Origin of the sequence: Pseudoalteromonas sp. 23_GOM-1509m (genome assembly GCF_000518425.1) — a bacterium.
Classification (GTDB): domain Bacteria; phylum Pseudomonadota; class Gammaproteobacteria; order Enterobacterales; family Alteromonadaceae; genus Pseudoalteromonas; species Pseudoalteromonas tetraodonis.
This window is the reverse complement of record NZ_KI912432.1, coordinates 1-15,479: the sequence shown is the minus strand read 5'-3', so window position 1 is coordinate 15,479 and position 15,479 is coordinate 1. Positions and strand designations below refer to the sequence as shown.

At 41.3% G+C, this 15,479-nt stretch carries 17 protein-coding genes; 13 read left to right on the top strand and 4 right to left on the bottom strand.

Annotation, left to right across the window (positions count from 1 at the left end; all coding sequences use genetic code 11):
• The first annotated feature begins 245 nt into the window (after window positions 1-245).
• Genes rsxA through nth form a run of 7 tightly spaced genes read left to right on the top strand, consistent with a single transcriptional unit; the run spans window position 246 to window position 6,866 of the window.
• A complete protein-coding gene (rsxA, locus tag N523_RS0110620) occupies window positions 246-827 on the top strand; it encodes an electron transport complex subunit RsxA (RefSeq protein ID WP_008115244.1) in 582 nt (193 codons plus the stop codon).
• A gap of 1 nt (window position 828) precedes the next feature.
• On the top strand, window positions 829-1,383 hold the full coding sequence (rsxB, locus tag N523_RS0110615; protein ID WP_028835012.1) for an electron transport complex subunit RsxB: 555 nt from the start codon (window positions 829-831) through the stop codon (window positions 1,381-1,383).
• Between the two features lie 8 nt (window positions 1,384-1,391).
• Window positions 1,392-3,773: an electron transport complex subunit RsxC gene (gene rsxC, locus N523_RS0110610; protein WP_028835011.1), complete on the top strand. Its 2,382-nt coding sequence runs from the start codon at window positions 1,392-1,394 to the stop codon at window positions 3,771-3,773.
• A complete protein-coding gene (gene rsxD, locus N523_RS0110605; RefSeq protein ID WP_028835010.1) occupies window positions 3,770-4,828 on the top strand; it encodes an electron transport complex subunit RsxD in 1,059 nt (352 codons plus the stop codon). The genes rsxC and rsxD overlap by 4 nt, the downstream gene beginning before the upstream one ends.
• A complete protein-coding gene (gene rsxG, locus N523_RS0110600) occupies window positions 4,825-5,463 on the top strand; it encodes an electron transport complex subunit RsxG (protein WP_013465285.1) in 639 nt (212 codons plus the stop codon). Before rsxD ends, rsxG begins: the two co-directional genes overlap by 4 nt.
• Window positions 5,460-6,158 (top strand): electron transport complex subunit E, encoded by a 699-nt coding sequence (locus N523_RS0110595; RefSeq protein WP_028835009.1) that lies wholly within the window; start codon window positions 5,460-5,462, stop codon window positions 6,156-6,158. Before rsxG ends, N523_RS0110595 begins: the two co-directional genes overlap by 4 nt.
• A gap of 45 nt (window positions 6,159-6,203) precedes the next feature.
• Window positions 6,204-6,866 (top strand): endonuclease III, encoded by a 663-nt coding sequence (nth, locus tag N523_RS0110590; protein WP_028835008.1) that lies wholly within the window; start codon window positions 6,204-6,206, stop codon window positions 6,864-6,866.
• Window positions 6,867-7,243: 377 nt separating this feature from the next.
• Here nth and N523_RS0110585 read toward each other — a convergent pair whose 3' ends face one another.
• Complete coding sequence (locus N523_RS0110585; protein ID WP_155949129.1) at window positions 7,244-7,894, bottom strand: hypothetical protein; 651 nt, start codon at window positions 7,892-7,894, stop codon at window positions 7,244-7,246.
• A 163-nt stretch (window positions 7,895-8,057) separates the two neighbouring features.
• Window positions 8,058-8,510: a toll/interleukin-1 receptor domain-containing protein gene (locus tag N523_RS19025; protein ID WP_051440321.1), complete on the bottom strand. Its 453-nt coding sequence runs from the start codon at window positions 8,508-8,510 to the stop codon at window positions 8,058-8,060.
• A gap of 791 nt (window positions 8,511-9,301) precedes the next feature.
• On the opposite strand from N523_RS19025, the gene N523_RS0110575 reads away from it, so the two are divergent.
• Genes N523_RS0110575 through arsJ form a run of 5 tightly spaced genes read left to right on the top strand, consistent with a single transcriptional unit; the run spans window position 9,302 to window position 13,855 of the window.
• Window positions 9,302-10,063, top strand: a complete 762-nt coding sequence (locus N523_RS0110575; RefSeq protein ID WP_028835006.1) for a metalloregulator ArsR/SmtB family transcription factor — start codon at window positions 9,302-9,304, stop codon at window positions 10,061-10,063.
• Window positions 10,064-10,074: 11 nt separating this feature from the next.
• Window positions 10,075-11,097: an ACR3 family arsenite efflux transporter gene (gene arsB, locus N523_RS0110570; protein WP_028835005.1), complete on the top strand. Its 1,023-nt coding sequence runs from the start codon at window positions 10,075-10,077 to the stop codon at window positions 11,095-11,097.
• A 14-nt stretch (window positions 11,098-11,111) separates the two neighbouring features.
• Window positions 11,112-11,615 carry a cyclin-dependent kinase inhibitor 3 family protein gene (locus N523_RS0110565; protein WP_016898911.1) on the top strand — a complete coding sequence of 168 codons (504 nt, stop codon included), beginning with the start codon at window positions 11,112-11,114 and terminating at the stop codon, window positions 11,613-11,615.
• 2 nt (window positions 11,616-11,617) lie between these two features.
• Window positions 11,618-12,628 carry an ArsJ-associated glyceraldehyde-3-phosphate dehydrogenase gene (locus N523_RS0110560; RefSeq protein WP_028835004.1) on the top strand — a complete coding sequence of 337 codons (1,011 nt, stop codon included), beginning with the start codon at window positions 11,618-11,620 and terminating at the stop codon, window positions 12,626-12,628.
• A 9-nt stretch (window positions 12,629-12,637) separates the two neighbouring features.
• The gene (arsJ, locus tag N523_RS0110555) at window positions 12,638-13,855 is read left to right on the top strand and encodes an organoarsenical effux MFS transporter ArsJ (protein WP_028835003.1); all 1,218 of its coding nucleotides are present in this window, start codon (window positions 12,638-12,640) and stop codon (window positions 13,853-13,855) included.
• A 50-nt stretch (window positions 13,856-13,905) separates the two neighbouring features.
• On the opposite strand, the gene N523_RS19665 is transcribed toward arsJ, so the two are convergent.
• Window positions 13,906-14,124 carry a GDCCVxC domain-containing (seleno)protein gene (locus tag N523_RS19665; RefSeq protein WP_081485404.1) on the bottom strand — a complete coding sequence of 73 codons (219 nt, stop codon included), beginning with the start codon at window positions 14,122-14,124 and terminating at the stop codon, window positions 13,906-13,908.
• A gap of 253 nt (window positions 14,125-14,377) precedes the next feature.
• Here N523_RS19665 and N523_RS0110550 point away from each other — a divergent pair, with 253 nt between their 5' ends.
• Window positions 14,378-15,001 carry a tyrosine-type recombinase/integrase gene (locus N523_RS0110550; RefSeq protein WP_004589486.1) on the top strand — a complete coding sequence of 208 codons (624 nt, stop codon included), beginning with the start codon at window positions 14,378-14,380 and terminating at the stop codon, window positions 14,999-15,001.
• A gap of 248 nt (window positions 15,002-15,249) precedes the next feature.
• On the opposite strand, the gene N523_RS19020 is transcribed toward N523_RS0110550, so the two are convergent.
• A partial coding sequence (locus N523_RS19020; protein WP_036959666.1) for an efflux RND transporter permease subunit occupies window positions 15,250-15,479 on the bottom strand: 230 nt, incomplete at its 5' end.

The following is a 15,479-nucleotide window of genomic DNA, read 5'->3' as shown; positions in this document are numbered from 1 at the left end:
CGCCTCTACTCCAATTAACGTAAAAAAAGAGCATGTATGCTCTTTTTTACGTTCTAAAGTGTGCTTTTATGAATTTTCAGCCGTTAAAATGCTGACAGTTTTTTAATTGCAATGTCCCTTGATTTTAACCCTTTACAATTAGCCCATTATTTAACGTTGTTTATTTAACTGATAATCACTCAACGTGTTGTTAATCACAGTAGAAAAAAGGATAATACACGGGATTTTATTAGCGTGAGGCACACATGACAGAATACGTCTTGTTATTAATTGGAACAGTGTTAGTCAACAACTTTGTATTAGTACAATTTTTAGGCCTTTGCCCGTTTATGGGTGTGTCTGGGAAACTTGACACAGCCATAGGTATGTCTTTGGCAACTACCTTTGTGCTAACGCTTGCCTCTGTGACAAGCTATTTAGTAAATGAGTATATTTTATTACCATTGGATATTACCTATCTGAAAACAATGAGCTTTATTTTAGTGATAGCTGTTGTTGTACAATTTACTGAAATGGTTGTCAGAAAAACCAGTCCAACGCTTTACCGGTTACTGGGAATATTTTTACCTTTAATAACCACTAACTGTGCGGTATTGGGTGTTGCTTTATTAAATATCAAAGAAGATCACACGTTTTTACAATCGGCCGTTTATGGCTTTGGTGCTGCGGTGGGTTTTTCATTAGTATTGGTTTTATTTGCTGCATTGCGCGAACGTTTAGCCGCAGCAGACGTACCAACCCCATTTAAAGGTGCCTCAATCGCAATGATAACGGCAGGTTTAATGTCAATGGCCTTCATGGGTTTTACTGGATTAGTGAAGTTTTAATATGACCTTGTTGTACGCTTTAATAGCGCTGGGTTTGCTGGCGTTAATTTTCGGATTAATTTTAGGGTTTGCAGCAGTACGCTTTCGAGTTGAAGGTAATCCTGTTGTAGAACAAATCGACACCATTTTACCGCAAACACAATGCGGCCAATGTGGTTACCCGGGCTGTCGTCCTTATGCAGAAGCCATTGCCAATGGCGATGAAATAAATAAATGCCCTCCAGGTGGTGAAGCGACCGTTAAAAAGCTAGCTGATTTAATGGGGGTTGAGGCTAAACCCCTCGCTGGCGGCGAACAAGCAGATCCGGTTAAAACAGTGGCGTATATCCGCGAAGATGAATGTATTGGCTGTACTAAATGTATTCAAGCCTGCCCTGTTGATGCCATTGTGGGTGCAACACGTCAAATGCATACCGTTCTAATTGACGAATGCACTGGCTGCGATTTGTGCGTTGAACCTTGTCCGGTCGATTGTATTGACATGCTACCTGTTGCACCATCAAAACAAACCTGGAAATGGCAATTAGACGCTATTCCTGTTACCCAAATAGATTAGAGGTTTGAGTGGAAAAGTTACTTGAACAAATAAAAAAAGGCACCGTTTGGGCATTTCCTGGCGGCGTACATCCTCCTCAGCAGAAATCATTATCTAATAGTGCGCCTATAGCCAGACTCCCTTTGCCTGAAAAACTTGTTCTGCCTTTAAAGCAGCACATTGGCGCTAGTGGTAAATTAATAGTTGAAAAAAACCAGCACGTGTTAAAAGGCCAAGCGTTAACAAAGCCATCAGCTAATTGGTCGGTGCCAATACATGCACCTACATCAGGTACTATTATTGATATTACGCCTATGCCATCAGCGCATCCTTCGGCATTACCTGAATTGAGCATTATTATTGAACCCGATGGCAACGATACCTGGTGTGAATTATCGCCTTTAGCAAACCCAGCCACTGCATCACACGATGAACTGGTTGATGTTATTCATAATGCGGGGATCTCTGGCATGGGCGGCGCAGGCTTCCCAACCTATGTAAAAGCTGATATTAAACAACCTATTGAATTTTTGATTGTTAATGCGGTTGAGTGTGAACCTTACATCACGGCTGACGATACCTTAATGCGTGAGCACGCCGCTGAAATAGTCAAAGGTATTGAGCTAATGCAGCAGTTACTCAATCCGACGCTGTGTATTATTGGCATTGAAAACAATAAGCCCGAGGCTATCACAGCCATGACAGAAGCGGCGAAGCATAACGAGCATATCTTAATACAAACCGTGCCTACTGTTTACCCTTCTGGCGGTGAAAAACAGCTAATAAAACTGCTCACTAACCGTGAAGTACCAAACGGCGGTATCCCTGCTGATATCGGCATTTTAGTACATAACACCGGCACTTTATTTGCGATTCAGCAAGCTGTATACGAAGGTAAACCGTTAATTGAACGTGTCGTTACCGTTACCGGCAATACTATACATAATCCAGGCAATGTATGGGCGTTATTAGGTACTGAAATTAAGCACTTACTTGATTGCCAAGGTTTTTCACCGGTGCCACAACAACGCGTGGTCATGGGCGGCCCTATGATGGGCTTTACCTTACCCACAGTTCGTATTGGCGTTGTTAAAACAACAAACTGCATACTTGCCCCAGATCATAAAGAATTAGCAGAGCCTGGCCCAGAAAAAGCCTGTATTCGCTGCAGTGCCTGTGCCGATGCCTGCCCTGCCTCGTTATTGCCACAACAATTACAATGGTTTGCTAAATCAAAAGAATACGACAAACTCCAAGAGCATAACTTATTTGACTGTATTGAATGTGGTGCCTGTGCCTATGTATGCCCTAGTGAAATACCACTTGTTCAGTATTACCGCGTTGCAAAAGTTGAAATTAAAGAGCAAATTGCCGAGAAGATAAAATCAGATCGCGCTAAAGAGCGCTTTGATGCACGTAAAGCGCGTTTAGAGCAAGAACAAGCTGAGCGAAAAAATCGCCACAAACGTAAACCTGCCCCTAAATCGACCGAAGAGCAGCAAAAAGTAGCCGATGCCCTTGCCCGCGTTAAAGATAAAACCAGCGATGGTGACAATAAATCAGCTGTAGCAGCGGCAATTGCGCGTGCTAAAGCGAAAAAGCAAGGTGGCGAACTCGAGCCAGATAACAGTGAAGTTGCAAAAGAGCGCGCAGCACGTAAAGAGCAAGCTCGCCTATATAAAGAGCAAAAGGCACAAAACAATGGTGATGACGAGCCTGTAGATGATAAAAAATCAGCCGTTGCTGCCGCTATTGCCCGTGCTAAAGCCAAAAAAGCAGCACAAGCCAATGAGCAAGCGCCAAGCGATGACACAGAAAGTGAATCGCCAGTCGCTGCCAATGATAAAAAAGCCGCGGTAGCTGCAGCCATTGCCCGTGCTAAAGCCAAAAAGGCAGCACAAGCCAATGAGCAAGCGCAAAGTGATGACACAGTGAGTGAATCTCCAGTTGCTGCCAATGATAAAAAAGCTGCCGTCGCTGCCGCTATTGCCCGTGCTAAAGCCAAAAAAGCAGCACAAGCAAATGAGCAAGCAGTAAGTGATGACGCAGTAAGTGAATCACCTGTCGCTGCCGATGATAAAAAAGCTGCCGCCATTGCCCGTGCTAAAGCCAAAAAAGCAGCGCACGCTAATGAGCAAGCGCCAAATGATGACGCAATAAGTGAATCACCTGTCGCCGCCGATGATAAAAAAACCGCCGTGGCTGCCGCTATTGCCCGTGCTAAAGCCAAAAAAGCAGCACAGGCTGATGAATTAGCAAAACAAAGTGAAAACACTGAGCCACAAAGCAACGATGAATCTTCAGAAGGTTCACAGCAAACAGCTCAAGAAAAAAAGAAAGCCGCCGTAGCCGCCGCTATTGCTCGCGCTAAAGCTAAAAAGCAACAAAAAGAAGGAAACGATCAGTCATGAAACTAACCATGGCCAGTTCACCCCACAATCATAGTCACAAATCTGTGACACGTTTAATGTTAACTGTGATTGCGGCTTGTATTCCTGGTGTTATTGCGCAAGTTGTATTTTTTGGCACCGGTGTCCTTATCCAATTATTATTAGCGTTAGTGTGTGTAAGCGCGTTTGAAGCAGCCGTTATGTTAATGCGTAAGCGCCCTATTTGGCCTGCATTAAGCGATGGCAGCGCATGGCTAACCGGCGTGCTATTAGCGATTAGTGTTCCGCCTTTAGCGCCGTGGTGGGTTATTGTTATAGGGTGTTTGTTTGCCATTGTTATTGTTAAGCAACTTTATGGTGGTTTAGGCTTTAATTTATTTAACCCTGCAATGGCAGCTTATGTACTTTTATTAGTGTCGTTCCCTGTGCAAATGACGGCCTGGTTACCAGTTTCAGAGTTACTCAATACGGGCATTACTTTTAACCAGCAGCTTAGTCTAATATTTAGTGACTTTACAACTCTTGGATATAGCTTAGATCAGCTCAGAGTGGGTATTGATGGCAGCACGATGGCCACCCCTCTTGATACGTTAAAAACAGATATTGCTCATAGCCTTACCGTCACTGAAAGTATGCAAAAACCGGTATTTAATGAATGGGTTGGCCTAGGTTGGGGTTGGGTTAATTTAGCCTTCTTACTCGGTGGCCTTTATTTATTAAAAACGAAAGTGATTAACTGGCATATACCAGTGAGTTTTATTGCCAGTTTAAGCCTATGCGCTGCAATTGGTTATATTGCCTCGCCAGGCACTGAGCCGGGTCTGGTGTTTCACTTATTTAGTGGTGCGACTATGCTCGGAGCCTTTTTTATTGCCACCGATCCTGTATCAGCTGCAACCACTAATCGAGGCCGCCTTATTTATGGTGCCGCGATTGGTTTAATTGTGTATTTAATTCGTTCATTTGGTGGCTTTCCGGATGCGGTTGCATTTGCCATATTACTGATCAATATTGCAGTTCCGCTTATTGATTACTACACACAACCAAGAACCTATGGCCATGGAGCAGTAAAATGATTATTTCTTCAATGGTAAAAAATGGCGCAATATTATGCGGCTTCGCACTCCTTACAACAGGGTTAGTGGCCACCATAAACTCGTTAACGGCCGATAAGATTGCAGAGCAAGAGCAACTGCAATTAACTAATCAGTTACAAGAAGTATTACCGCACAGCAAGTACACTAATGAACTTTCTCAAGATTGTGTGATTATATCTGATCCACTACTGGGGCCATACGACAACCAAGTAATTTACCGTGCACGTAAAGATGACGAACCCGTTGCATTAGTCATTCGTCATGTCACTCCTAGCGGCTACAGTGGCGATATAAACTTACTTAGCGCGGTATATCGCGATGGCAGCGTTGCTGGTGTAAGGGTTACTAAGCATGAAGAAACCCCTGGTTTGGGCGATAAAGTTGAAATTAAAAAGTCAGACTGGATCACCTCATTTAATTCAAAAACAGTACAAAGCGAAAGTGACGCGCGTTGGGCCGTTAAAAAAGATGGCGGTCAGTTTGATCAATTTACTGGCGCAACCATTACGCCTCGCGCTGTAGTTGGCTCAGTTAAAAATGCGGTAGTGTATGCACAAAATAACTTTGATGATCTTTTTGCAGCAGCGAATGCTTGCCCTGAGGTAACACCATGAGTGAATTAAAAACCCTTTATAAAGAAGGCTTATGGGGAAATAACCCCGCCTTAGTACAGTTATTAGGTTTATGTCCTTTACTTGCTGTTACCTCCACGATTACTAATGCGCTAGGTTTAGGCTTAGCAACCTTGTTAGTTTTAGTGGGCTCTAATATTACCGTATCATTTGTGCGCAATTGGGTGCCTAAAGATATCAGAATACCGGTTTTTGTAATGATCATTGCCGGTTTTGTGACGATTGTGCAGCTGTTAATGAACGCCTACACTTTTGGCCTTTATCAATCTCTGGGGATTTTCATTCCGTTGATTGTGACTAACTGCGCCATTATTGGTCGTGCTGAAGCATTTGCCTCTAAAAATCCAGTGCATTTATCTGCCTTTGATGGCTTGATGATGGGCTTAGGCTTTATGCTGGTACTAGTTGTACTTGGCGCTATGCGAGAGCTGATTGGCCAAGGCACCTTATTCGATGGCGCCGATTTATTACTCGGTCCTTGGGCTTCAGCTTTACGCATCGAAGTATTTAGCTTTGATAGCCAGTTTTTACTGGCCATTTTACCACCAGGCGCATTCTTAGGGCTTGGGCTGCTGATCGCCGCTAAAAACGTCATTGATGCACAAATAAAATCAAAACAAGTAACGCCGCCAGAGGCTGAAAAAGGCCCACGAGCGCGTGTTACTAGCTTAACTTAAGGGGAAAACGCATTAACTGAATAAAGCTAATGCGTTTTAAGTTACATGAATAAAGAAAAACGTCACCAAATACTTACTCGCTTACGCGATGACAACCCACATCCTGAAACGGAGCTTGAATACTCAAGCCCGTTTGAGTTACTGGTTGCCGTTACGCTCTCTGCACAAGCCACCGATGTTGGGGTAAATAAAGCCACTCGTAAATTATTTCCGGTTGCTAATACGCCACAAACCATTTTAGATATTGGCCACGACACACTGCGTGATTATATAAAAACCATCGGGTTGTTTAATTCAAAAGCTGCGAACGTATACAAAATGTGCCAAATATTGGTAGATCAGCATAACGGTGAAGTGCCAGAGAATCGTGAAGCCCTAGAAGCCCTTCCTGGCGTTGGCCGTAAAACTGCTAACGTAGTATTAAATACAGCCTTCGGCTGGCTAAAGGATAATGAAGGTAGATACTTTTTAGCAGTAGATACTCACATCCAACGTCTTGCAAACCGTTCGGGTTACGCTAAAGGTAAAACTGTTGAGCAGACAGAACAGGCCATAATTAAAAATACGCCAAATAAAAAAGAGTTTATGTTTAACCTCCATCATTGGTTTATTTTACATGGGCGCTATACGTGTACAGCGAGAAAACCAAAATGTGGAAGCTGTATAATCGAGGATTTGTGTGACTATAAAGAGAAAACTGAGTCATAGCTAAGAGTAGTTACTTTTTAGTTAGTATAAACCTTTTAACAGCCACATTTTTTAGTTTCCATTTAATAAGTTGGCTATTTGGTTCTCATATGAGCCTTTATTAGGCCAGCACCAGTTAAATTGAAAATTTGCGTTAACTTAAGAATAATTTGAATTTAAGCAAGGTGTTGCAATTAGATTATGATTTATTAATTAGAGCCCAGCTTAAACCTAAAATTTAAATACAGAATTCATTGGAAGCTATTTCTGGTTTGTGCCAATTGCAGACAGTGGTAACGCCCTAATAATGGGCAAAAAAATGTTGGCTAAAATGTTGAGGAGGTGTCCACTAAAACGGGTGAGGAGCAACTTCTGTTTAAATGCCTTATTATGTTTTCTTATATGCTGTCTATCATTTCTTGAAATCTATCTTTTTCAGCATAACCTTCAATCCAGCACCAACCTGCGAATAGTGACCACAAAAACCTACTAAATGATTTTATTTCATCGTAATCATCAGTGATGTTTTTTAATAAAACAATTTGCTTATTAAAGTGATAGAAAAATTCAAATGATTCTGCTTGATTAAACTCAATATTATTTAGAACGTAGCCTGCACTTTCTTTAAAAGCCTCAAATTCTAGTAGCATAATTTCTAAAAGTTCATGATCCATTTTATTCAAAACAACATGCCACTTATCTTCTGAATCTGTTGCTTTCAGCGAGAAGTAACTTTTAAATTCTTTTTGGTCTAATAAGGTGTCTACCAAGTCTGACGGATAAGATGTTTCACACGCACTTAAAAAGTGACTAATCATGTTCTGTTTAAAGTGTTTGTATTGATTTAGGTAATTGTTCTTAATAATTTTACGTTTACGGTAGTCGGGAATAAACACTGTAAAGTAGTAAAATAAAGCACTAACAAAAAGACCTAATGAAATATTCAATACAATACTATTACCGATAGGAAATTGATTGAATATAGGAAATTGGCTGTTAAATAAAAATGGTTCGTTACTCGATTTAAGCATTAACAAAATACTTAGCACTAATATAATGAATACCAATTTAGGTATATTTTTCACCAAACCTCTCCGTAAACATAACGGTTTGCTAAGCGGCAATAAAGTAGCTGGCTAAAATTAGCGAGGAACGAGTAAAAAGCCAGCTGTTGTTTTGTCCATTTAAGCAACTTACTAGAGCGTATTTTCACTAAAACTCAATATTAACTAGCTCTGCAATTTTCTCCGCAACTACTGCCATTGAATCTTCGGCAGTATCCAACCCGCTTCTAGAGGCGAGTAATGGGCTGACATTTCGCAAATCTTCGTATGTAGCATTATGCATAATAGGAATAAGTTGGTTACCTGCCAAAAGCGCAGATAATTCTTTGTCGGCAACACTCTCTTTAGGAAGGCGCTCAAGCATCGCTGGAGTAACAAGCACAAGACCAATTCGTGAATTTGCCAACCCTTTATCTATTGCACGCATCATTGGTACACCAAGAGCAAGATCTTTCTCGCTAAACCAAACTTTTACACCTGACGCCACAAGTAAATCGTTTAGTTCTTTTGCTGCTTCCTTACGATCTCCCCATGCGTGACAAAGAAATACATCTCTAAGATCTGGTTGAGCTGCCGCTCTAGCTTCAACAGTTTCACGAATTGGAGTAAGTGATTGAATTTGTAAACAGAAGAACTTGATTTAGACCACCTGGGTCTACTAGAGCCTGATGAACTACCACGAGTGCTAGTACTACGAGAACTAGAACCATATGAGGTATATGACGGTGAAGTGTAAGAAGAGTAACCGCCATACCCGCGACTACGACTGCTACAAGCGGGACAATTCGCAGCCCCACTCGCAGTACGATGACCATTACTAGGTGCTGTACATCTTGCCATGTTAAAAATATCCTTTTTTTATACTTCTTAAAATTTGATGGAATGCGCTAAACATCGCATACGCTCTAACAGCTTATTGAACACCATTTTGGTGGTTTATAACACACCAGAATAGCGTAAATTACATACCATAATAATTTCACCAATAATTACTTTTGTAAACAAGTAATTAAAACTTCTAGAAATTAATCATATTATTGTCCCCCAATACGGCTTTTAATAATGTTATTGGACAAAATTAGATTTCTACTCAAAACACAGGAATAAATTTAACTTTCCCAATGACCGGTAATCGCTCACAGCCGAACTTCGTAAAAGTGCCACTTTGAGTCGTTCAGTTTAATTCTTTGCTCAACTAATAAAAACTAATTAACAGACGTTTTACCTAATTCATTTAGGTCAGTGGCTTAGCTCTCCAATTAACCAACTGCGGTATTGTACTAGCAGTTATACTTCTAACTAACACTACTCATAACTCATTTTTTCGAAAATATCTGTTGTCACCACAGCATAATAAATTTATTATATAATAAATTCATTATGGGGTATTTCATGAAAGTTCTCTTTTTATGCACTGAAAACTCAGCTAGGTCTATCATGGCTGAGGCGTTGCTAAAACATCATGGTAAAGGTGAGTACGAGGTTTATAGTGCTGGTACTGAGCCAAATAGTGTTGATAGTCGTACCTTGTCAGCTATCGAGCACTTTGGGTTACCTACCGATGGATTACACTCAAAACACCTTGATGAAGTTAGCAATATCCATTTCGATTTTGTTATTACCCTGTGTGATAAAGCGGCAAAAGAGTGTGATAGCCGAGTCAGTGGTACTAACTGCCTTGCTTGGGATTTCCCTGAGCCTCGTTCTCGTAGAGATGCCAACCCGTTTGAAAAAACGCTACAAGAGCTAAATGAACGGATCAAAATGTTTTTGCTGATACAAGAAAAGCAAATGCCAGCGCCAATAACGCCAACTACTTTTTACAAAGCTCTGGCTGATGATATTCGCTTGAAAACGCTTTTAATCATTGCGGTTGAGGGTGAAGCGTGTGTCTGTGAGTTGATGACTGCATTAGATGAAGAGAGCCAGCCCAAAGTGTCCCGTCACCTAGCACAGCTTCGAAAAACAGGCATTTTATCTGACAGAAAGCATCAGCAATGGGTGTTTTATTCTATCAATCCAACATTGCCAGCGTGGATGAAGCAAACCATCACCTCAACGGTAGTGAATGAGCCTATTTTTATCGAACAAGAGCTAGCCAGATTAAACTCGATGGGTGACCGTCCTACGCGTGTGGCAAGCTGCTGTAATTAAGGAATGTAACTATGGGGATTTTTGAACGTTATTTATCTGTTTGGGTGGCGATATCAATTGCTGCTGGTGTGGCGCTGGGGATTGTTTACCCACCTCTTTTTGAAGCTATTGCAAAGCTTGAAGTTGCCCATGTAAATGTAGTTGTTGCTGTTTTCATTTGGGTAATGATCTACCCAATGATGGTGCAAGTGGATTTTTCAACCATTAAGGAAGTAGGGAAGAATCCGCAAGGCTTGGTATTAACTTTGGTGGTCAACTGGCTTATTAAACCATTTTCAATGGCTGCTTTAGGTTGGTTGTTCTTCGAAGGCTTATTTGCCGATTTTGTATCACCAGAAACAGCGCAAGAATACATCGCTGGTATGATTTTACTGGGGGTTGCACCTTGTACGGCAATGGTGTTTGTCTGGTCGCAATTAACCAAAGGTGATGCGAACTATACCTTAGTTCAGGTGTCGGTGAACGACATCATCATGATTTTTGCATTCGCTCCCATTGCGGGGTTATTGCTTGGTGTAACAGACATTCATGTACCTTGGGGCACCTTGTTTATCTCGGTGATTTTGTATGTATTGCTCCCTTTAATCGCGGGAATCCTGACTAGAAAACACTTAAACAGCTCAGGTCGCGATGAAGCAGCTATCACAAGTTTGCTAGAGAAGTTAAAACCGTTTTCTGTTATCGGTTTACTGGCAACAGTCGTTTTGCTGTTTGGCTTTCAAGCTAACACCATTATTGAGCAACCACTTAATATCTTGCTAATCGCCATTCCGCTTATCCTGCAAACCTATGGCATTTTCATTATTGCCTATTTTATCGCGGTCAGACTCAAGCTTAAGCACAACATTGCTGCACCTTCTTGTTTGATTGGTACATCTAACTTCTTTGAATTGGCAGTGGCAGTAGCTATTTCCCTTTTCGGCTTACATTCAGGCGCTGCATTGGCGACCGTGGTTGGGGTTCTGGTTGAAGTTCCAGTTATGTTGTCTCTCGTATCGATTGTGAACAGAACAAAACATTGGTTTAACGAATAATTAAGAGGCTTTTTATGCACACTCATCCATATGACATACTAACACTTGATAATGGCGCAAGCTTTATCTTTACTCCTTGCCCCGGAACAAAAGACGTTGATTTAACAACATCGGTTACACAATTGAAAGATGCTGGAGCACAAGCGATTGTGACGCTGATGTACGATGCAGAAATGAACAAGAATGAAGCCGAAGACCTTCCTCAAGTGTGTGATGCACAAGGTATTAAATGGTTTCAGTTACCTATTTTAGATGACGATGCACCAAATGAAGATTTTGCAGCAGCGTTCAAATCAAACCTTGATGACATGCTATCTATCTTACGCAATCAAGGCACCATTGCCGTGCATTGTAAAGGCGGCTCTGGTCGCACAGGCTTAGTCATTGGACTACTGATGTTTGAACTAGGTTACGACAAGGCAGACATTATTAAACAAGTGCAGAAAATGCGCCCTAAAGCGCTCTCACACCCAGTACAACTTTCTTTTTTCAATGAGTTTCAAATAGTAGGAGCTTAACAATGGCAATTAAAATTGGTATTAACGGTTTTGGCCGCATGGGTCGCTTAACACTTAGAGCTGCTTTTGGTTGGCAAGGCATTGAGTTTGTGCAAATCAACGATCCTGCTGGCAATGCAGAAACGCTAGCACATTTATTAAAGTACGATTCTGTGCATGGTACTTGGTCACATGATGTAACCCATGATGACAATAACGTGATAATTGATGGTCAAGCCATTCGTGTAACGCAAAACAAAGCAATTAATGATACGGATTGGTCTGAATGTGATTTGGTCATTGAAGCGTCAGGCAAGATGAAGAAAACTGAGTTGCTACAAGCCTACTTAGACCAAGGAGTAAAAAAAGTCGTTGTAACAGCACCCGTAAAAGAAGAAGGTGTACTTAATGTGGTTATGGGGGTTAACGACCATCTATATGATGTTGAACAGCACTCAATCGTAACGGCAGCGTCTTGCACCACAAACTGCTTAGCACCAGTGGTGAAAGTGTTACTGGATAAAATCGGCATCAAACATGGCTCGATGACGACTATCCACGACATTACCAACACTCAAACGATTCTAGATGCTCCGCATAAAGATTTACGTAGAGCGCGTGCCTGTGGCATGAGCTTAATCCCAACCACTACAGGTTCGGCAACGGCGATTACTCATATTTTCCCAGAGTTGGAAGGTAAGCTGAATGGTCATGCGGTACGTGTGCCTCTTGCGAATGCTTCAATTACTGATTGTGTATTTGAGGTTGAGCGTCCAACAACGGAAGCTGAAATTAACGCTTGGATGAAAGAAGCGGCTGAGGGCGAATTAAAAGGCATTCTTGGTTATGAAGAAAAGCCACTTGTGTCTATCGATTATAAAACCGACCCACGTTCTAGCGTTGTCGATGCATTATCAACAATGGTCGTTAATGGCACTCAGGTGAAGCTGTACACATGGTATGACAACGAGTGGGGTTACGCTAATAGAACGGCTGAACTTGCTCGTAAAGTCGGATCATCAATTAAAGGGTAATGTAACACTATGAAGCGCTTGACATCATTATCAGACGATATTAAGCAATACCTTGTTGTCACAGGTAACTACTGGGCATTTACCTTAACAGATGGCGCACTACGCATGTTGGTAGTGCTTCATTTCCACGCGTTAGGCTATAGTCCGCTTAGCATTGCGATGTTGTTCTTGTTTTATGAAATATTTGGCGTTGTCACTAATTTAGTTGGCGGCTTCTTAGGTGCCCGTTTAGGGCTAAATAAAACCATGAACATTGGCTTAGCCATTCAAACTATCGCCTTGCTGATGTTAGCTGTTCCTGCTGAATGGTTAACAGTTGTGTATGTGATGATTGCACAAGCGCTTTCAGGCATTGCCAAAGACTTAAACAAAATGAGCGCAAAAAGCTCAATTAAGATGTTGGTTGCCGCAGGACAAGAAGGCACCTTGTTTAAATGGGTCGCGGTATTAACAGGCTCTAAGAATGCCCTGAAAGGCGTTGGCTTTTTCTTAGGCGGCTTACTGTTAACTTTACTTTCCTTCAAAGGCGCAATGTTGTTAATGGCAGGTGTTTTGGCTCTTGTTTGGTGTTACAGCCTTTATGCTTTGAAAAACGACTTAGGTAAAGCCAAGAACAAACCTAAGTTTACCGACATCTTCTCAAAGAGTCGCTCTATCAATATCTTATCGGCTGCACGACTCTTCTTGTTTGGTGCCCGTGATGTCTGGTTTGTGGTTGCACTACCTGTGTTCTTGTCACAAGTGTTTGAATGGGATTATTGGACAGTAGGTGGCTTCTTAGCGCTTTGGGTGATTGGTTACGGTTTTGTCCAATCAATGACACCTAAGCTAATCAATTTCAAAGCTAGCGTTTCTCCTGCCACTGAAACCGTAAAATGGGCAAGCTTGTTGGCATTAGTGACATTAGGTATAGCTTTATCGTTACACTTTAACTGGGAAGTTAAAACGGCACTCATTGCTGGCTTAATGGTATTTGGCGTACTGTTTGCCATTAACTCATCTCTGCACAGTTACCTGATTGTTAGCATGGCTGATGCCGATGGCGTTTCGTTAGATGTTGGCTTTTACTACATGGCAAATGCAATGGGGCGTTTGATTGGTACAGTGCTGTCAGGCTGGGTTTTCCAGCTATACGGGTTAGCTGCTTGTTTAGCAATTTCATTTATCTTTATTAGTTTAGCTGCACTTATTTCTGCCAAGTTACCAGCCACAGCAAGTAACAAGTAAACAGTTTGCATTAAGGCTTTCCCCTGACACTTAGCAGTCAGGGGAATGAATTATTTACCAAAGCAACAACTGTTCCCTTCTTGGATGGGAGGACACTTTACTGTCCCATAAGAGCAATAGACGCAACAATCACCTTTTAATGGTTTAAGCAACTTTTTACAGCTTTCGCATTCGTAGTACCACTGGCAAGCATTTGTAGGCATAATCTCAACCTTACTAAACCCGCACTCTGGACAGGTTATCTTTGATTCTAACTCTATGCCTTGCATACTGGCTCCATAACAGGCCTAACCATATCTAATACTGACATAAATACCATCCATGTGATCAAAGAGACATCATTATACAATTAATGCAGATTGCCTAAACTCAATTTTAGGGCATGAACGGGTTCGCTAAGCGTCCGCTTTGTAGAATTAAGTCCAGATATCCAGATAACTCTGACTGTCTCTTATTCGCTCATACCCGAATTCTTTTGTAGCGAGCTAAGCTTAAAACTCCATAAACACCGGAGTACAACTAATGCACCAGTTAACTATATATCAGCCTAAAGAGCCTTGGAATAAAAATAAGCTTGTAGGACAAAAGTTACCTCTAAAATTACAGCAAATATGGGCTATCCGAATACGACTGGAACTTTTTCATAAAATAAGAGATCTAGCACTATTTAACCTAGCCATAGATAGCAAACTAAGAGGGTGTGATTTAGTTTCACTAAAAGTTAATGACATTGCACATGGTAAAGCAATCCAATCACGGGCAATAGTCGTTCAAAAAAAGACTGGTATGCCTGTTCAATTTGAAATTACTGGAAATACAAGGAAATCAATTGTGGCGCTCATAGAGCAATTTACTCTCAATTCTTATGATTACTTGTTTAAGTCACGAATTCATTCCTCTGAACACCTTTCAACCCGTCAATATGGACGTATAGTTGACTCTTGGGTCACCTCAATTGGGTTAGATAAGACTCAATATGGCACTCATTCAATGAGACGTACCAAACCATCACTAATTTACAAAAAAACTAAAAATTTAAGAGCCTGTCAGCTTCTACTTGGCCATAGAAAACTAGAGAGCACTGTCAGGTACTTGGGAATAGAAGTTGATGATGCGTTAGAAGTATCAGAACAGATCGATGCTTAAATTTGAACCTAAGCCAGACTCGAAGTTAGAGTCTGGCACGTGCCATAATCCGACCTTGAGACACATAGAGATTAAGACTGCAAAGATACGAAAGCGGAAGTTAGCTTTGGCCTGTTTAACGACAAATATTCCGACAAAGCAGTCATGACTATTAGTTTATTGTTAAATCTAATCTTTCTTTTCGTTCATCTACTCAATAACCCCACGCTAAACGTGACTTTAGCGTGGGGTTAGAGTTCACAGTAATTTTATCTGGATAGCTCTTTTATTTTTTTCTCTGAAAACCAGCGATATAAAACAGGTAAAACAAATAATGTTAACAGTGTTGCAGTTACCAAGCCGCCAACAATAACACTCGCTAATGGGCGCTGTATTTCTGCACCAACACCATTAGACATTAACATCGGTATCAAACCTAAAGCTGATGTTATAGCAGTCATAAGTACAGGTCTTAATCTTGAAGTAGCGCCTTCAAAAA

Coding starts and splice junctions, on each gene's coding strand:
- rsxA (WP_008115244.1), top strand. CDS start 246: ATGACAGAATACGTCTTGTTATTAATTGGAACAGTGTTAGTCAACAAC.
- rsxB (WP_028835012.1), top strand. CDS start 829: ATGACCTTGTTGTACGCTTTAATAGCGCTGGGTTTGCTGGCGTTAATT.
- rsxD (WP_028835010.1), top strand. CDS start 3,770: ATGAAACTAACCATGGCCAGTTCACCCCACAATCATAGTCACAAATCT.
- rsxG (WP_013465285.1), top strand. CDS start 4,825: ATGATTATTTCTTCAATGGTAAAAAATGGCGCAATATTATGCGGCTTC.
- N523_RS0110595 (WP_028835009.1), top strand. CDS start 5,460: ATGAGTGAATTAAAAACCCTTTATAAAGAAGGCTTATGGGGAAATAAC.
- nth (WP_028835008.1), top strand. CDS start 6,204: ATGAATAAAGAAAAACGTCACCAAATACTTACTCGCTTACGCGATGAC.
- N523_RS0110575 (WP_028835006.1), top strand. CDS start 9,302: ATGAAAGTTCTCTTTTTATGCACTGAAAACTCAGCTAGGTCTATCATG.
- arsB (WP_028835005.1), top strand. CDS start 10,075: ATGGGGATTTTTGAACGTTATTTATCTGTTTGGGTGGCGATATCAATT.
- N523_RS0110565 (WP_016898911.1), top strand. CDS start 11,112: ATGCACACTCATCCATATGACATACTAACACTTGATAATGGCGCAAGC.
- N523_RS0110560 (WP_028835004.1), top strand. CDS start 11,618: ATGGCAATTAAAATTGGTATTAACGGTTTTGGCCGCATGGGTCGCTTA.
- arsJ (WP_028835003.1), top strand. CDS start 12,638: ATGAAGCGCTTGACATCATTATCAGACGATATTAAGCAATACCTTGTT.
- N523_RS19665 (WP_081485404.1), bottom strand. CDS start 14,124: ATGCAAGGCATAGAGTTAGAATCAAAGATAACCTGTCCAGAGTGCGGG.
- N523_RS0110550 (WP_004589486.1), top strand. CDS start 14,378: ATGCACCAGTTAACTATATATCAGCCTAAAGAGCCTTGGAATAAAAAT.